This is a genomic window from Delftia sp. PE138 (assembly GCF_018320755.1).
Lineage (GTDB): Bacteria > Pseudomonadota > Gammaproteobacteria > Burkholderiales > Burkholderiaceae_C > Comamonas > Comamonas tsuruhatensis.
Genome location: NZ_JABEPN010000002.1, coordinates 542,660 through 559,088 on the forward strand (window position 1 = coordinate 542,660; position 16,429 = coordinate 559,088).

Here is a 16,429-nt window from a genome sequence, read left to right on the forward strand (position 1 = left end):
ACCGACGAAAGTGCCCGCTCCTTCACTCCTGCCATGTGCTCCTCGCCCGCATGCCGTCCCCAGTGCCCATTCCTGCTCCCGGTTCCGGCTATGTGCCCCAGGCCAAGCTGAGCCCGCCGCGCGCGGCCGCAGCCCAGGTGGCGCGCCTGGCGGTGGCCGCGCGCTGGCCCGAGGCGCTGCGCGCCCGCGTGGTGCTGGTGCGTGCGCCGGCCGGCTTCGGCAAGACCACGGCCATGCGCCAGATGCGCGAGCGCCTGCAGGCCGAAGGGCAGGCCACGGCCTGGCTCACGCTGGATGCCGCCGACAACGATGTCTCGCGCTTTCTGCAATGCCTGGGTGCGGCCGTGCGCGGCCTGGGCGGCATGGCCGAGCGCGAGGCGGACGGGCCGGGCGAGCTGTCCCGGGCGCTGCAGTCGCTGGCCGGCGAAGGCCGGTCGTTTGCGCTGTTCATCGACGATTTCGAGGTGCTGCACAACGATGCCGTGCTGGGCCTGGTGCGCCAGCTGATGGAGCAGTTGCCCGTGCACGGCCGGCTGGTCATAGGCTCGCGCGCGCTGCCGGCCCTGGGACTGGGGCGGCTGCGCACCAGCGGCCAGCTGCTCGAGATCGATGCGGCGCTGCTGCGCTTTTCAGCGGCCGAGGCCGAGGAGTTCTTTCGCCTGCGCGGCTGCGCGCTGCCGCGCGAGGCCGTGGCGCGCCTGGTGGACAAGACCGAAGGCTGGATAGGCGCGCTGTGGCTGGCCTCGCTGGCGCTGGAGCGGCATGGGGCGCACAGCGATTTCATCGAGCGCTTCTCGGGCTCGGAGCGTGCCGTGGCCGACTACCTGGCCGAGGACGTGCTGGCCCAGCAGGCCGCGCCCGTGCGCGATTTTTTGCTGCGCACCAGCATCCTGCGCACGCTGGATGCCCAGGTCTGCCAGGCCCTGGTGCCGCGCGCCGATGGCGCCGCCATGCTGCAGGCGCTGGAGCAGGCCCATCTGTTCTTGCTGCCGCTGGCCGAGGAAGGGCAGGGCAGGCGCAGCTGGCGCTACCACAGCATGTTTGCCGACTTCCTTCGCGCCCAGCTGCAGCGCGAGCGCCCCGGCGAGGTGCAGCGCCTGCACCTGGCGGCCAGCGGCTGGTACGAATCCTGCGGCCGGCCCGTGCCCGCCATCGAGCATGCGCTGGAAGGCGGCGACCTGCCGCATGCCCTGTCCCTGCTGGCGCGCCATGCCGAGGCGCTTATGGAGCAGGGCCGCATGCGCCTGCTGTCGCGCTGGTTCACGGCCCTGCCGGCGCCGCTGCTGGCGCGCGAGCCGCTGCTGCAGGCCGTCGCCGCCTATGCCGACTGCTTCACCCGTGGTCCCGTGCAGGCACAGCTGTGGCTGGATGCGCTGGAGCCCGGCATGGCCGCCGACCCTGCGGCGCAGGCCCTGGTCATCGCCCTGCGGCCGCTGCTGCTGGCCATGATGGACCGCGTGGAAGAGGCTGCGCCCCTGGGCCGCGAGGCGCTGGCGCGCCTGCCCAGCTGCCGGCCCTTTGCGGACAGCTCGCTGACCAATGCCATGGCCTACGTGGCATCGGTGCTGGGCGATACCGACGAGGCCCGCCGCCTGCTGGATGCGGCACGCAGCACCCAGGCCGGCAGCCTGTTCAGCCGCATGTACACCGAGGCCATGGAAGGCGTGCTGGACCTGTCCGCCGGCCGGCTGCGCCAGGCGGCAGCGCGTTTCAGGGTGGCGCTGGCTGCCACGCCGCGCAGCGCGGCCTACAACCCCACCAACGGCAATGCCTGGGCAGGCGTCCTGTACGCGGGGGTGCTCTACGAGGGCAATGACATCGACGGCGCCGATCACCTGCTGCAGGTCTACCTGCCGCTGGCACGCGATGTGGGCCTGCCCGACCACGTGATCGCCAGCTACCGCATGCGCGCGCGCATCGCCTTCCTGCGCGGCGACGTGGATGCCGCCGTGGGCCTGCTCACCGAACTGGAATACCTGGGGCACGAGCGCCAGCTGCCCCGCGTGACGGCCAGCGCGCGGCTGGAACATGCGCGCATCTTCGTGCTGCAGGGCAACCGGGCGGCCGCGTCCGAGGCGCTGGAGCGTGCCGACGACCCTGGCGTATGGCCGCGCGTGGAACGCCTGCGCCTGCCGCCGCACGAGGTGGAGGACATCGCCATCGCCCGGCTGCGCTGGGGTCTGCACTTTGGCGACTGCCGTGCCGTGCGCGATGCCATCGCCCCCTTGCTGGCCGATGCGCAACTGCGCGGGCGCCGCCACCGCAGCCTCAAGCTGCAGGTGCTGTGCGCGCTGGCCGAGGCAGGCTGCGGCGACTTGGACGCCGCCGCCGCCATGCTGGCCCAGCCGCTGCGCCACGGGGCCAGCGAAGGCTTTGTGCGCCTGATGCTCGATGAGGGGCCGCTGCTCGCGCCTGTGCTGCAGCGCGTGCTGTCGCCCTCACTGTCTCCTTCACTGTCGTCCTCACTGTCGCGCCGCACGGAAGCGGCGGAGCCGGAGGCGGCCGCCCATGCGCAGCGGCTGCTGTCTGCCCTGGGCGAGCCTGCCGAGCCCGCCGATCCCCCCGAGCTGCAGGCAGCGGATGCGCCCCAGGGCCCGGCGCCGGCCACGGCGCTTGCCGAGCCCCTGACCCGCAAGGAGCTGCGCGTGCTGGAACTGCTGGCCTCGGGCTACTCCAATGCGGCCATGGCCGAGAAGCTCTTCGTCTCCGACAGCACGGTGCGCACCCACCTGCGCAGCATCAACCTCAAGCTGGGCGCGCGCAGCCGCACCCAGGCCGTGGCGCTGGCGCGGGAGCTGCGGGTTCTGCGCTAGGCCGCTGGCGTCTCAAGCCTGCAGATGGCGCGCATAGGTCAGGAACACTTCGTCACGCACCCAGCCCAGCGACTCGTACAGCGCCTGGGCGCGCAGGTTGTTGCGTGCCGTGGTCAGGTCCATGCGTGCATGGCCCGTGGCGCGGGCATGGGCTTCGGCCGCCAGCAGCAGGGCGCGGCCCACGCCCAGGCGGCGCGCATCGGGCACCACGAAGAGGTCGTAGAGCACGTAGATGGGCGCGGCCAGCACCGAGCAGAACGAGGGGTAGAGCTGGCAAAAGCCCAGGGCGCTGCCGTCCGGTCGGCGGGCCAGCAGGATCACGGATTCGCCGCGCTCCAGCCGCGCCGTGATGAAGGCCAGCGCCGCGTCGGCATCCGCAGGTTGCTCGTAGAACTGGCGGTAGGCATCGAACAGCGGCGCGATCAGCGCGGCGTCTTCGGGGATGGCGGTGTGTATGGCTGTGGAGTTCATCGGTGGTCCGGGGCTGAGGTTGCCAGCATGGCGCAGGGCAAGGATGCCGTGCTCATATCTTTGCTGAATCTCTCCATTTGGAGATGTGATTTGACCTGGATCATGGACAGGCGGAACACTCCCGGCCCATGTCCGAACAAAAGATCGAGTTCTACAAGGGGGCCGCCGGCGGCTGGGGCGCACTGCGCAGCGTGAGCCAGGCCCTGATGCGCCAGGATATCGCCGTCAAGGGCGCCAAGACCCTGCTGTCGGCCAACCAGCCCGACGGCTTCGACTGCCCGGGCTGCGCCTGGCCCGACCGCAACCACCATTCCACCTTCGAGTTCTGCGAGAACGGCGCCAAGGCCGTGGCGGCCGAGGCCACGGCGCGCCGCGTGACGCCCGAATTCTTTGCCCGGCACACGGTGGCCGAGCTCATGGCGCAAAGCGATTTCTGGCTGGAAGACCAGGGCCGGCTCACCGAGCCCATGGTGTACGACGCGGCCAGCGACCGCTACCGGCCTATCGCCTGGGACGACGCCTTTGCGCTGATTGCCCGCCACCTGAACGCGCTGCCCGACCCGAACCAGGCCATCTTCTACACCTCGGGCCGCGCCAGCAACGAGGCGGCCTTCCTGTACCAGCTGTTCGTGCGCGCCTACGGCACCAACAATTTCCCCGACTGCTCCAACATGTGCCACGAGCCCAGCGGCAGCGGCATGAAGCCGCAGATCGGCGTGGGCAAGGGCACGGTGCAGCTGGCCGATTTCGAGCAGGCCGATGCCATCTTCATCTTCGGCCAGAACCCCGGCACCAACCACCCGCGCATGCTGGGCGAACTGCGCGCAGCCCACAAGCGCGGCGCGCGCATCCTGAGCTTCAACCCGCTGCGCGAGCGCGGGCTGGAGCGCTTCCAGGATCCGCAAAGCAAGCTGGAGATGGCCACCCTGGGCGCCACGCCCATCAGCACGCACTACTTCCAGCTGCGCGTGGGCGGCGACATCGCGGCCGTCAAGGGCATCATGAAGCATGTGATCGCGCAGGACGATGCACTGGGGCACGGGTGCGGCGGCGTGCTGGACCATGCCTTCATCGCCGAACACACGACCGGCTTCGAGGCCCTGGCCGAGGACCTGCGTGCCGAGGACTGGGGCCTGCTGGAGGCCGAGTCCGGCCTGAGCCGCGCGCAGATGCAGACGGCGGCCGAGGTCTACATCGCCGCCCGCAGCACCATCGTCTGCTGGGGCATGGGCATCACGCAGCACATGCATTCGGTGGCCGCCGTGCAGATGCTGGTCAACCTGCTGCTGCTGCGCGGCAACATCGGCCGCCCGGGTGCGGGCGCCTGCCCGGTGCGCGGCCACAGCAATGTGCAGGGCGACCGCAGCATGGGCATCTGGGAGAAGCCGCCGGCCGCGCTGCTGGACCGGCTGCAGCAGGTCTTCGGCTTCGAGCCGCCGCGTGCCCACGGCGTGGACGTGGTCGAGTCCATCCGCCTCATGCTCGAAGGCAGGGGCAAGGTCTTCTTCGCGCTGGGCGGCAACTTCGCGGCGGCCACGCCCGACACGCATGCCACCTGGCAGGCTCTGCGCCGCTGCGACCTGACCGTGCATGTGACCACCAAGCTCAATCGCAGCCACCTGGTGCACGGCCGCGAGGCGCTGATCCTGCCCTGCCTGGGCCGCACCGAGATCGACATGCAGGCCGGCGGCCCGCAGGGCGTGACGGTGGAGGACTCCATGGGCATGGTCCATATCTCCAGCGGCATCAACCCGCCTGCGTCCGAGCACCTGCTCAGCGAGATCGCCATCGTCGCGCGCCTGGCGGCCGCCACGCTGGGCGCGCAGCGGCCCGTGCCCTGGCTGGAGCTGGCCGGCGACTATGCACGCATACGCGAGCTGATCGAGCAGGTCTTCGACGACTTCCACGACTTCAACGCGCGCGTCGCCGTGCCGGGCGGCTTCAAGCTGCGCAATGCGGCAAGCGAGCGCATCTGGGAGACGCCCCGGGGCAAGGCTGGCTTCTTCGTGCACGCCGTGCCGCGCGACACGCCCGTGCACCGCGCACGCGCCGCGCGCAGCCCCGGCGCATCGCCGGTGTTCACGCTGTTCACCACGCGCTCGCACGACCAGTACAACACCACCATCTACGGCATGGACGACCGCTACCGCGGCGTCTTCGGACAGCGCCGCGTGGTCTTCATCCATGCCGAGGACATCCGCGCCCTGGGCATGAAGGAGGGCGACTGGGTGGACCTGCAGACGGTGTGGGATGACGGCCAGCAGCGCAGCGCCGAGCGCTTCAGGCTCGTGGCCTACGACATTCCGCGCGGCTGCATCGCTGCCTACTATCCGGAGACCAATCCGCTGGTGCCGCTGTCGGCCACGGCCATTGTGGCGGGCACGCCCAGCTCCAAGTCCATTCCCGTGCAGCTGGTGGCGCACCGGCTGCCTGCCGTGCCGTCTCCCGCGCTGGAAGAAATGGCGGCCTGAAGTGCAAGGCATGGAAGAACTGGCCGCCGCCATCCTGCGCGAATTGGCCACCGAGCCCGCACCCATGTCCCTGCCCAGGCTGGGCAAGCGACTGGGGCAGGGCGCCAGCGTGCTCATGCGCTGCCTGGCGCTGATGGGCGATGCGCCCATTGCCGGCACACCGGGGCCGGGCTGGGTCAGGCTGGAGCAGGAAGAGGGGCGGTGGCTGGCGGCCCTGACGGAGCGCGGGCGCTTGTGGGTGGAGGCCGAGGCCTGTCAGGCGCTGGCCGAGGGCACGGGACGCGTGCGGTAGAACTGCATCGGAAACTCCTGCATTTCCTTGGCGTGCTGGTTGATCACCGCGCGCTTCATCTTGCCCACCACGTGCATTTCGCAGGGCTTGCAGTCGAAGCGCAGCGTGAGTTTTTCCTTGCCGTTGATCAGCTGCAGCGGCTCGGCCTTGATCGTGCCCTTGACGCCGATGACGCCCTTGGCCTGCTTGGGGCACAGGCTCATGGAAAAGCGCACGCAATGCTTGGTGATCATCAGGCTGACTTCGCCTTCTTCTTCCTTGCTCTCGTAGGCCGCGTCGATGACCTTGACGCCGTGCTTGATGTAGAAGTCGTGCGCCTTCTGGTTGTAGACGTTGGCCAGGTAGGTCAGCGTGTCCTCGGGGAAGGGCACGGGCGGCTCCACGGGCAGGGCGCGCGGCAGGCGCACGAAGCCGGCCTGGCGCGCGGCCTCCAGCGCGGCGACGGCGTCGCGGCGCAGCTGGTTCAGGGCCGAGGCCGGCACGAACCAGGGCTGGCTCAGTTGCAGGCCGATGTCATGCACGGAGAAGATGGTGGCACCGAAGCGGCCCAGCTGCTCGCGCAGCGTGGCCTCGGCACGGGCTGCGTCGGTGGCGGCCTGGTGTTCCTGCACGATGGCGGCGGTGGCGGTGAAGCCGTCCTCGTCGGTCAGCGTGAGCGCAAAGCCGTCGGGCGTTTCCTTGAGTTCGGCCCACAGGCCGATGCGGCGGTCGCTGGATTTCTTGTCCAGCGTGCGCACCCAGGCCATGTCGCGGTTGCGGTTGACTTCCAGGCCCTTGCGCAGATCCTTGAAGCCGGCGATGGGGTCCTTGGGGAACAGGCGCCACAGCGACTTCTTCGCATCCACCGACTCGGCGCGGTTGATCTGCAGGCCCACCAGTTCCTTTTGCAGGTCGTAGTAGCACAGGCCGTCGCCGTTGTGCAGTTCGGTGTCGCGGCTCGAGGTCTCGATCTCCACGAAGTTCTCGCCCACCTTGGTGACCCAGCCGATGGCGCGGCCTGGTGTCTTGGGCGTGTCGAAGGCGCCGATGTCGTCCTTGCGGCCGTTGACGAAGTAGTCGGTGAACTCGCGGTTGAAGTTCTGGTCGGGGTCGGGCGTGAAGCTGAACGTGGTGCTGCCTGAAGACGAGCGCGCCAGCGGCGTGTCGGAGAATTCGCGCTCCTCGATGATTTCGTCCAGCAGCTTGCGGTAGTGGGCCGTGATGTTCTTCACATAGCCCATGTCCTTGTAGCGGCCCTCGATCTTGAAGCTGCGCACGCCGGCGTCGATCAGGGCGCGCAGGTTGTCGCTCTGGTTGTTGTCCTTCATGGACAGCACGTGCTTTTCGTGGGCAATGATGCGGCCGCTGGCGTCCAGCACCTCGTAGGGCAGGCGGCAGGCCTGGTTGCAGTCGCCGCGGTTGGCGCTGCGGCCCGTGTGGGCGTGGGTGATGTAGCACTGGCCCGAGTAGGCCACGCACAGCGCGCCGTGCACGAAGAATTCGATGGTGGTGCGCGCCGGGTCGGTGGCCGCACGCACGGCGGCGATCTGCTGCAGGTCCAGCTCGCGCGCAACGACGATCTGCGACAGGCCGGCATCCTGCAGGAAGCGGGCCTTCTCGGGGGTGCGGATGTCGGTCTGGGTGCTGGCGTGCAGCTGGATGGGCGGCAGGTCCAGCTCCAGCAGGCCCATGTCCTGGATGATCAGCGCGTCGGCACCGGCCTCGTAGATCTGCCAGGCCATCTTGCGCGCGGCCTCCAGTTCATCGTCTCGCAGGATGGTGTTGAGCGTGATGAAGATGCGGCTGCCGAAGCGGTGCGCGTGGTTGATCAGGCGCTGCAGGTCGCGGATGTCGTTGCCCGCCGTGGCGCGCGCGCCGAAGGCCGGGCCGCCGATGTAGACGGCGTCGGCGCCATGGTTCACGGCCTCGATGCCGATGTCGGCATCGCGCGCGGGAGACAGGAGTTCGAGCTGGTGGGGCAGGAGGGACATGGGGCTTTGTGGTGTTCTGTGTTCGTACCCGCACCGGCGTGGGGGGGCCGGGCGTCGGGCGCAATGCGGGGGAAACTGGCCCCCACGCTACCCTTGCTGCGCAAGGTCCGCTGCCCCCCAAGGGGGCCGCTTTTTGTCTTGGGGCGGTCCGGCGACGAAAACCTCGCAGCCCGCTTGCGGTGAGGCGCAGCATTATCGCCGCAGCCCCGAAAAAACGCGCGCCAGGGGGTATGCGCCCGATGCCCGGACGCGCAGCGCCGGTTTTTGCCTATCCTTTAGGATGCGCACTGCACGGGCCGGGCCGCCATGCCGGACACCCTGGCCCGTGCCTGCTCCGCCCTCTGCCTGGTGCGCTTTCGCTGCGCCAGTCCTTGACCGGCCGGGCAGCGCCAGACTGGCCACGCCGCAGCGGATTTCGCTGGCCAAGGCGCCGTTTCACTGATTGACCGTTTTTTCCAGGAGTTGCCATGCACGCCTCGATTCGCCATTTCCCGTGGGCCGGCCCGGCCCTGCTGTGCGCCATGCTGGGCAGCGGCGGCCTGGCCTGGGCGCTGCCGGGAAGCGGCCCGGCCAACGGGCAGGCGGCAGGGGCTTCCGCTGCGGCGGCTGCACCCGGTACGGCCGCTGCACCCGCTGCGCCCGCTGCACCGGGTGCAGCCGATGCGCCCCTGGTGGTGCGCATTGCCCATGCCGGGCCGGTGTCCGGCCCCATTGCCAGCCTGGGCAAGGATGAGGAAAACGGCGTGCGCATGGCCCTGGACGATCTCAATGCCAAGGGCCTGGAGATCGGCGGGCGCAAGCTGCACTGGAAGCTGGAGGCCGGCGACGACGGCGGCGACCCCGGCCAGGCCGTGGCCCTGGCCCGGCGCCTGTGCGACAAGAAGGTGGCGGCCGTGGTCGGCCACCTGCAGTCGGGCACCACGCTGCCGGCCACGTCCATCTATCAGGACTGCGGCATCGTCATGGTCACGCCGGCGGCCAGCAACCCGGCCATCACTCAGTCGGGCTATGACACCACGTACCGCGTGATCGCCGACGACCGCGCCATGGTCGATGCGCTGGTGTCCCACGCCGTGGGCAAGCTGGGCGTCAAGCGCGTGGCCATCATCGATGACCGCTCGGCCTACGGCCAGGGCATCGTGGCGCTGTTCGAGGCCCAGGCGCGCGAGCAGGGCATCGAGATCGTGGACAAGCAGTACACCGGCGACAAGTCCACGGACTTCGTCCCCATCCTCACGGCCATCAAGGGCAAGAAGCCCGACGCCATCTTCTTCGGCGGCCTGGATGCCCAGGCCGGCCCCATGCTCAGGCAGATGGCCCAGCTGGCCATGGACAAGGTGCGCTTTCTGGGCGGCGACGGCCAGTGCACGCTGCGCCTGCCCGAGCTGGCCGGCAACGCGGCGCCGCTGCGCAACGTGACCTGCGCCGTGGGCGGCAGCCCGCTGGAGCGCATGCCGGGCGGCACCGCCTGGAAGCAGCGCTATGACCAGCGCTTTGCCGACCAGTACCAGGTCTTCAGCCCCTACGCCTACGATGCCACCATGGTGCTGGCCCAGGCCATGGTGCGGGCCGACTCCATCCGGCCCGATGCCTATATCCCCTATCTGCGCCAGACCCGGTATGAGGGCGTGACGGCGCCGATTGCCTTCACGCCCCAGGGCGAGCTGCAGGCGCCGGTGGTCACGCTGTACCACTACGCGCAGGGCGTGCGCAAGGCGCTGCCCTGACGCGCTGACAACGTGGCTGCCGAACACCCATTCTTGCCGCAGGCCGACGACGAGGCCTGGATGCGCGCCGCCCTGGAGCTGGCACGCGCCGCTGCCGGGGCGGGCGAGGTGCCCGTGGGCGCCGTCATCGTCAAGGACGGCGCCATCATCGGCCGGGGCCGCAACGCGCCCGTGGCCCACGGCGATCCCACGGCCCATGCCGAGGTGCTGGCGCTGCGCGATGCGGCCGCGCACCTGGGCAACTACCGGCTGGACGACTGCACGCTCTACGTGACCCTGGAGCCCTGCACCATGTGCAGCGGCGCCATGCTGCATGCGCGCCTGGGCCGCGTGGTCTATGGCGCGGCCGAGCCGCGCACGGGCGCGGCCGGATCGGTGCTGGACGTGTTTGCGCTGCCGCAGATCAACCACCACACGCAGGTGACGCGCGGCGTGCTGGCCGGCGAATGCGCGGCCCTGATGTCGGACTTCTTTCGCATGCGCCGCGCCGAGCAGCGCGCGGCCCAGCCGCATCCGCTCAAGGACACGGCGCTGCGCCATGCGGATTCCACCTTCGGCGGCTTTGCCCAGCCGCAGTGGCGCAGCGACCTGCCGGCGCTGGCAGGCCTGCGCCTGGCCGTGGTCGATGAAGGACCGCACGATGCACCGCTGACCTGGCTGTGCCTGCACGGCAGCCCGGCATGGGGCCAGCTGTTCCAGCCCATGCTGCCCGGGTGGCTCCAGGCCGGCCATCGCGTGGTGGTTCCCGACCTGCCGGGCTTTGGCCGCAGCGACCAGCCCAAGAAGGACAAGGCGCACAGCGCGGCCTGGCATGTGCAAGTGCTGCTTGAGCTGGTGCTGGCGCTGGACCTGCGGAACATCGTGCTGGTCGGCCATGACGATGGCGCGCACCTGGGCCTGGCCGTGGCGCAGGCCGAGCCCGCCCGTTTTTGCGGCGCCTGGCTCATGAATGCCTGGCCCGCAGGCCCGGCGCCTGATGCCTGCATGCAATGGTTTGCGCAGGCGGCGCGCAAGCCGTCATGGCCCGTGGGCCGCGCCATGCGCGAGGTGGGCGAGGAGGCCGGCGCACAGCCGCAGGCCTGGAACCTGCCGTTTTCCCAACCCGGCCACCGCGCCGCGCTGCAGGCCTGGCCCCGCGTGCGGGCCGAAATGCCTGCGCTGCCGATGGCGTTGCTGGCGCAGTGGAGCCAGCAGCAGCGCCTGTGGGTGCAGGGCGGCGAGCACGATGCGCTGCTGCCCGCGCCCGCATGGCGACAGGCCTGGCTGCAGGCGCTGCCACAGCTGCCGCCGGCACAGCTGCGCCTATCCCCGTGCGGCCATTGGGTTCCCCTGTGCGCAGCCGGCATGGTGGCCGACGCTGTGGAATACTTCCGCCCATAGGCCAGCGCCGCCGGCCCCTTGCCGGGGCTGCGCGGCGCCAGGTCCCCGTCTTCACTCCCCTTGCAATATGGAGCATGCCGGCCAGGGCCGGCATGGAACCACCTTGGCCACTTCGCGCAGTTCCCGCACCCCCCGCAAAACGGCAGCCGCTACCGCTACCGTTTCAGCCCCCGTTTCTGCTCCCGCAGATCACTCGCACGAGCATGTGCATTCAGCCGACGGCCAGTGCTGCGCGCATGGCCACGGGCGTGCCGATGACCATGGGGATGCCCACGACCACGAGCATGTGCACGCCGCCGACGGCAGCTGCTGCGGCCACGCGCATGACCAGGGTCCGCGCCACATCTATATCTACTCGCCCGCCGGCGCCGTGCGCGACAAGGCCGGTTTCAAGCGGGCCGTGCGCCGCCTGGAGGCCATGGGCCACCAGGTGGAGATCGATGCCGATGCGCTGAGCAGCCACCAGCGCTTTGCCGGCGACGACGCCACGCGCCTGGCGGCCATCGACCGTGCGGCGGCCAGCGGTGCCGACCTGGCGCTGCCCACGCGCGGCGGCTACGGCCTCACGCGCATCCTGCCGGGCATCAAGTACAAGGCCGTGGCCAAGGCCATCGCAGGCGGCACGCGTTTCGTGGGCCTGAGCGACTTCACGGCGCTGTCGCTGGCCCTGCTGGCCAAGACCGGCGCCACCACCTGGGCCGGCCCGCTGCTGGTGCACGACTTCGGCCGCCCCGACGACGAGGGCGGCGTGGACGACATCATGCTGGACTGCTTCAACGACCTGCTCAGCGGCCAGGGCGAGGGCGCAGGCTGGCAGATGCCGAAGATCGGCCTGCGCGAAGACGGCAAGCCTGCCGTCAAGGACTTCTACATCAGCGGCGGCGCCACGCTGTGGGGCGGCAACCTGGCCGTGCTGGTGTCCCTGCTGGGCACGCCGTACTTCCCGCAGATCAAGGGCGGCATCCTGTTCCTGGAAGACGTGGGCGAGCATCCCTACCGCGTGGAGCGCATGCTGACCCAGCTGCTGCATGCGGGCGTGCTGGCCCAGCAAAAGGCCATCGTGTTCGGCCAGTTCAGCGAGTTCAAGCTCAGCTCGCATGACAAGGGCTTCAAGCTGCAGACCGTGATCGACTGGCTGCGCAGCCAGGTCAAGTGCCCCGTGCTGCAGGGCCTGCCCTACGGCCATGTGCCGACCAAGGTGATGCTGCCCGTGGGCGCGCCCGTGTCGCTGTCGGTCGAAGGGCGCGATGCGCTGATCTACTGGGGCCACGTGCACTGAGCGGCAAGGAGCAGACGGCATGCTGCAGATGTGGGAGTTCGCGGCCTACCCGCTGCTGGCGCTGATGTTCGTCGGCATCTTCACGCGCGAGGTGATCGCGCCGGCCTCGCGCAACCATTGCGACCGGCGCTGGCTGATCCTGTCCACGCTGCTGGGCCTGGGCACGCTGGCCACCACCTTGGCGGTAGGCCATCTGTTCTCGGACGGCATCCGCCGCCATGCGCTGCTGGACGTGGGCCGGCAATGGCCGGCCTGGGCCGTGGGCGCACTGAGCTTTGTGCTCACCAGCTTTGTCTTTTACTGGTGGCACCGCGCCACGCACCGGTCGGACACGCTGTGGCGCCTGTTCCACCAGCTTCACCACAGCGCGCCGCGCGTGGAGGCGCTCACGGCGTTTTTCGCCCATCCCATGGACACGGCCGCCGCCGTGCTGCTGAGCGCGCTCTCCAGCTACTGGGTGCTGGGGGCCAGCCCGCTGGCTGCCGCCTTTGCCATCGGCCTCACGGGGGCGTTCGACCTGTTCCTGCATGCCGACATCCGCACGCCGCGCTGGCTGGGATACATCGTGCAGCGGCCCGAGATGCACACCGTGCACCACCAGTACGGCCACCATGCGCAGAACTACGGCCTGCCCGTCTGGGATCTGCTGTTCGGCACCTGGGCCAATCCGGCCGAGCGGGTGGAGCGCCTGGGCTTTGATGCCGACAAGGCCGAGCGCGTGACCGACATGCTGCGCTGGCAAGACGTGCACAAGCAGAACTCCCCCTGAGGCGCTGCGCGCCTTCCCCCTCTCGCTTCGCGGGGGGGACTACAGCCTCGCTGCGGGGCGGCGCGGCCGGCGTAGGCCCTTGCTCGCTGTCCCTTGTTCTTGGCCGCGCCAGTTTTTGATGCTCTGTCCGGTGGCGGGGGGCTGACTGCTATTCGAGGTAGCGGCCGTTTTCCTTGCGGCGGGCGCGCATGCCGGTGCGCAGGAAGAGCACGGTGCCGCCTTGCTCGGCCAGCGGCGCGCGCGTGTCGCCGGACAGGTGGGCGTCCAGGCGCTGGGGCAGGTTCTCCAGCAGGGAGCGGATGGCGGACAGGTCGGTGTCGGCCGCTTCGGGGTGGTCGCGCACCAAGCCTTCAAGGTAGGCGCGGGCATCGGCCTGCAGCTGCTCGCGCGTGGTGGCCAGCGAGACGTAGCTGACACCGGCCTGGCCCGGCGCCTCGGTTCCCAGCAGGTAGCAGCCTATGTAGTCACCACGGGGCTGGCCCACGGGCGGGTCCTGGCTGAGCTTCTTCAAGAGGCTGAAAGGCCACATTCCTGGTACTTCCTGTTTCTGTCTGGCGCCCTGCATCCATTTGCGCAGGGCGGGCGCTGATTGTCGCCTGAAGGCGGGGCCAGACTTGCTGACGATTCGTCGTGAGCAATGTGAGCAATGGACCAGTTCATATGCTACAAACTGCAACACTACGATATGAAAAAAAGCAGGGGGAAGGGAGAAGAATGGGAATCATGCGAATCCTGAACTCGCGATGGTGGAGCGTGGGCGCCGTGGCGTTGGTCGGCTCGGCCCTGCTGGCCGGCAGCGCGGTGGCCATCTATGCCGTGCGCGTGCAGCCGGTGCTCGACGGACAGCTCACGCTGGCCGGCCTGGAGCAGCCCGTGCGTGTGCGGCGCGACGAGGCCGACATCACCCACATCAGCGCCTTCACGCCGCAGGACCTGTGGCGCGCGCTGGGCCATGTGCATGCGCAGGAGCGCGGCTGGCAGCTGGAGTTCAACCGCCGCCTGATGCACGGCACGCTGTCCGAGATCCTCGGGCCGGCCACGCTGGACACCGACAAGCTCATGCGTGCGCTGGACATACGCGGCGCGGCGCGGCGCCAGTACGCATCCCTGCCCGCCAACGCGCGCGAGGCGCTGCAGGCCTACAGCGAGGGCATCGCGGCCTTCTATGCGGCCCTGCCCATGCGCCAGCATCCGCAGGTGCCCGAATTCATGCTGCTGGGCACCACGCCGGGCGGAGGCGACAGCTCGGCCTGGGCGCCCGAGGACAGCGTGGGCTGGGCGCTGATGATGGCGCTGGACCTGGGCGGCAACTGGGGCAACGAGTTCGCGCGGCTGGCCGCGCTCTCGCAACTGGACACACAGCAGCTGTGGCAGCTGATGCCGCCCTATCCGGGCGAGGCGCCGGCCACCGCCACCGATCTGGCCGCGCTTTACCGAGGGCTGGGCGTGTACCGCCAGGAGGCACAGGCGGCGTCTGCGCCCAAGGTGGCTGCTGCCGGCGAGGCGAGCGATGCCTGGGCCCGCTGGTCCCGCGACATGGTGCGCGATGCGGGCACCAACGACGGCAAGGGCAGCAACAACTGGGTGCTGTCGGGTAGCCGCACGGTCAGCGGCAAGCCCCTGTTGGCCAACGATCCCCATCTGGGCCTGAGCGCGCCCGCCATCTGGTACTACGCGCGCCTGCAGTCGCCCGCCGGCCATGCGCAGGACGGCACGCCGCTGGCGCCCATCGATGTGGTGGGGGCCACCCTGCCGGGCCTGCCCTTCGTGGTGCTGGGGCGCACGCGCGAGGTGGCCTGGGGCTTTACCAACACCAATCCCGATGTGCAGGATCTGTACCTGGAGCAGATCGATCCAGGCAACCCGGGCCGCTACCGCACGCCGGACGGCTGGGCGCCTTTCACCGAGCGTAGCGAGCGAATCAGGGTCAAGGGCCGGGCCGATGTGCAGCTCACGCTGCGCAGCACGCGCCACGGCCCCGTGATCAGCGATGTGCAGCCCCAGTACGAGGCCGTGCTCGACAAGCGCCGCTACGCCGTGGCCCTGCGCTGGGCCGCGCTGGACACCGACAACCTCACCGTGCAGGCCGGCCTGCGCGCCAACGAGGCGCGCAGCGTGGCCCAGCTGTTCGAGGCCTTTGCCGACTACCACTCGCCCATGCAGAGCATCGTCGCGGCCGATGTCCATGGCGACATCGGCTTCAAGGCCGCAGGCCGGGTGCCGCTGCGCGCGGCCGACAACGACCTGCGCGGCGTGGCGCCCGCGCCGGGCTGGGAGGCACGCTACGACTGGCAGGGCTGGCTGCCCTACGACCAGGCCCCGCAGGACGATGGAACGGCGCAGGGCTATCTGGCCACCGCCAACCAGCGCATCACGCGCGAGGGCTATGCCCACTTCCTCACCCAGGACTGGAGCCTGCCGTACCGGCACCAGCGCATCACCGAACTCATCGATGCGAAGGACAGGCACGACGTGGTCAGCATGGCCTCCATCCAGAACGACCAGACCTCGCTGGCCGCCCGTGCCCTGCTGCCGCAAATGCTCAAGGCCCTGGACGAAGCGCCGGCCACACATCCGCTGGCCGGGCAGGCGCGCCGGGTGATGGCGCAGTTCGACGGCCGCATGGATGCTGCGCAGGCCGCGCCCCTGATCTTTGCCGCCTGGGTGGACGAACTCACGCGCGGCCTGGTGATCCCGCGCATTGGCGCACAGACCTTTGCGGCCACCTATGGCAAGCGCGACTACCGCGCAGGCATCGAAGGCATGCTGGAACGCCGCGACGGCTGGTGGTGCGCGGCTGCAGGCTGCAGTGCCCAGGTCAGCCAGGCGCTGGACCGGGCGCTGGTGCGCCTGCAGTCCATGCAGGGCAGCGATCTGGGCCGCTGGCGCTGGGGCACGGCGCATGCGGCCCTGAGCAGCCACCGGCCGCTGGGCAGCGTGGGGCTGCTGGCGGGCATCTTCAATGTCAGCGTGCCTTCGGGCGGTGACAGCTACACCGTCAACGTGGGCCAGTACCTGCCCGGCGATGCCAGGGCGCCGTTCGCCAACCGCCATGCGGCATCGCTGCGCGCCATCTACGACCTGGCCGAGCCCGAGCGCTCGCTGTTCATCTACCAGACCGGCCAAAGCGGCGTGGCCCTGTCCAGCCGCTATGCGGACATGTCTGCCGAATGGGCCGACGGCCGCTACCGGCCGCTGCAGATGGCGCCCGCGCGCTGGCGCCATTCGATGATGCTGCGGCCGCAGTAGGTTGCAGT

General features: G+C 70.0%; 11 protein-coding genes. 8 read left to right on the forward strand and 3 right to left on the reverse strand.

Annotated features, from left to right (window positions below):
- Positions 1–50: 50 nt before the first annotated feature.
- Entirely contained in the window at positions 51–2,813 is a 2,763-nt protein-coding gene (locus HFGMBDPB_RS11425; RefSeq protein ID WP_212645415.1) for a winged helix-turn-helix domain-containing protein, read from the forward strand.
- A gap of 12 nt (positions 2,814–2,825) precedes the next feature.
- On the opposite strand, the gene HFGMBDPB_RS11430 is transcribed toward HFGMBDPB_RS11425, so the two are convergent.
- The gene (locus tag HFGMBDPB_RS11430) at positions 2,826–3,284 is read right to left on the reverse strand and encodes a GNAT family N-acetyltransferase (RefSeq protein ID WP_013801551.1); all 459 of its coding nucleotides are present in this window, start codon (positions 3,282–3,284) and stop codon (positions 2,826–2,828) included.
- Positions 3,285–3,412: 128 nt separating this feature from the next.
- Here HFGMBDPB_RS11430 and HFGMBDPB_RS11435 point away from each other — a divergent pair, with 128 nt between their 5' ends.
- Positions 3,413–5,755 carry an FdhF/YdeP family oxidoreductase gene (locus HFGMBDPB_RS11435; protein WP_016449221.1) on the forward strand — a complete coding sequence of 781 codons (2,343 nt, stop codon included), beginning with the start codon at positions 3,413–3,415 and terminating at the stop codon, positions 5,753–5,755.
- A gap of 10 nt (positions 5,756–5,765) precedes the next feature.
- Positions 5,766–6,047 (forward strand): hypothetical protein, encoded by a 282-nt coding sequence (locus HFGMBDPB_RS11440; protein WP_012206611.1) that lies wholly within the window; start codon positions 5,766–5,768, stop codon positions 6,045–6,047.
- Here the strand turns inward: HFGMBDPB_RS11440 and HFGMBDPB_RS11445 are convergent.
- The gene (locus HFGMBDPB_RS11445; RefSeq protein ID WP_016451402.1) at positions 6,011–8,017 is read right to left on the reverse strand and encodes a peptidase U32 family protein; all 2,007 of its coding nucleotides are present in this window, start codon (positions 8,015–8,017) and stop codon (positions 6,011–6,013) included. The two genes, HFGMBDPB_RS11440 and HFGMBDPB_RS11445, sit on opposite strands and share 37 nt — an antisense overlap.
- A 467-nt stretch (positions 8,018–8,484) precedes the next feature.
- On the opposite strand from HFGMBDPB_RS11445, the gene HFGMBDPB_RS11450 reads away from it, so the two are divergent.
- The 4 genes from HFGMBDPB_RS11450 (at position 8,485) to HFGMBDPB_RS11465 (ending at position 13,172) form a co-directional block, all read left to right on the forward strand.
- Complete coding sequence (locus HFGMBDPB_RS11450; RefSeq protein ID WP_061287833.1) at positions 8,485–9,744, forward strand: branched-chain amino acid ABC transporter substrate-binding protein; 1,260 nt, start codon at positions 8,485–8,487, stop codon at positions 9,742–9,744.
- A 60-nt stretch (positions 9,745–9,804) separates the two neighbouring features.
- Entirely contained in the window at positions 9,805–11,124 is a 1,320-nt protein-coding gene (gene tadA, locus HFGMBDPB_RS11455; protein ID WP_212645494.1) for a tRNA adenosine(34) deaminase TadA, read from the forward strand.
- 286 nt (positions 11,125–11,410) lie between these two features.
- Entirely contained in the window at positions 11,411–12,403 is a 993-nt protein-coding gene (locus tag HFGMBDPB_RS11460) for an LD-carboxypeptidase (protein WP_034363628.1), read from the forward strand.
- A gap of 19 nt (positions 12,404–12,422) precedes the next feature.
- On the forward strand, positions 12,423–13,172 hold the full coding sequence (locus HFGMBDPB_RS11465; protein ID WP_016449226.1) for a sterol desaturase family protein: 750 nt from the start codon (positions 12,423–12,425) through the stop codon (positions 13,170–13,172).
- A gap of 148 nt (positions 13,173–13,320) precedes the next feature.
- Here HFGMBDPB_RS11465 and HFGMBDPB_RS11470 read toward each other — a convergent pair whose 3' ends face one another.
- Positions 13,321–13,701, reverse strand: a complete 381-nt coding sequence (locus HFGMBDPB_RS11470; RefSeq protein WP_212645416.1) for a hypothetical protein — start codon at positions 13,699–13,701, stop codon at positions 13,321–13,323.
- Positions 13,702–13,886: 185 nt separating this feature from the next.
- Here HFGMBDPB_RS11470 and HFGMBDPB_RS11475 point away from each other — a divergent pair, with 185 nt between their 5' ends.
- The gene (locus tag HFGMBDPB_RS11475) at positions 13,887–16,421 is read left to right on the forward strand and encodes a penicillin acylase family protein (RefSeq protein ID WP_047326804.1); all 2,535 of its coding nucleotides are present in this window, start codon (positions 13,887–13,889) and stop codon (positions 16,419–16,421) included.
- Positions 16,422–16,429 lie beyond the last annotated feature (8 nt).

Coding starts and splice junctions, on each gene's coding strand:
- HFGMBDPB_RS11425 (WP_212645415.1), top strand. CDS start 51: ATGCCGTCCCCAGTGCCCATTCCTGCTCCCGGTTCCGGCTATGTGCCC.
- HFGMBDPB_RS11430 (WP_013801551.1), bottom strand. CDS start 3,284: ATGAACTCCACAGCCATACACACCGCCATCCCCGAAGACGCCGCGCTG.
- HFGMBDPB_RS11435 (WP_016449221.1), top strand. CDS start 3,413: ATGTCCGAACAAAAGATCGAGTTCTACAAGGGGGCCGCCGGCGGCTGG.
- HFGMBDPB_RS11440 (WP_012206611.1), top strand. CDS start 5,766: ATGGAAGAACTGGCCGCCGCCATCCTGCGCGAATTGGCCACCGAGCCC.
- HFGMBDPB_RS11445 (WP_016451402.1), bottom strand. CDS start 8,017: ATGTCCCTCCTGCCCCACCAGCTCGAACTCCTGTCTCCCGCGCGCGAT.
- HFGMBDPB_RS11450 (WP_061287833.1), top strand. CDS start 8,485: ATGCACGCCTCGATTCGCCATTTCCCGTGGGCCGGCCCGGCCCTGCTG.
- tadA (WP_212645494.1), top strand. CDS start 9,805: ATGCGCGCCGCCCTGGAGCTGGCACGCGCCGCTGCCGGGGCGGGCGAG.
- HFGMBDPB_RS11465 (WP_016449226.1), top strand. CDS start 12,423: ATGCTGCAGATGTGGGAGTTCGCGGCCTACCCGCTGCTGGCGCTGATG.
- HFGMBDPB_RS11470 (WP_212645416.1), bottom strand. CDS start 13,701: ATGTGGCCTTTCAGCCTCTTGAAGAAGCTCAGCCAGGACCCGCCCGTG.
- HFGMBDPB_RS11475 (WP_047326804.1), top strand. CDS start 13,887: ATGGGAATCATGCGAATCCTGAACTCGCGATGGTGGAGCGTGGGCGCC.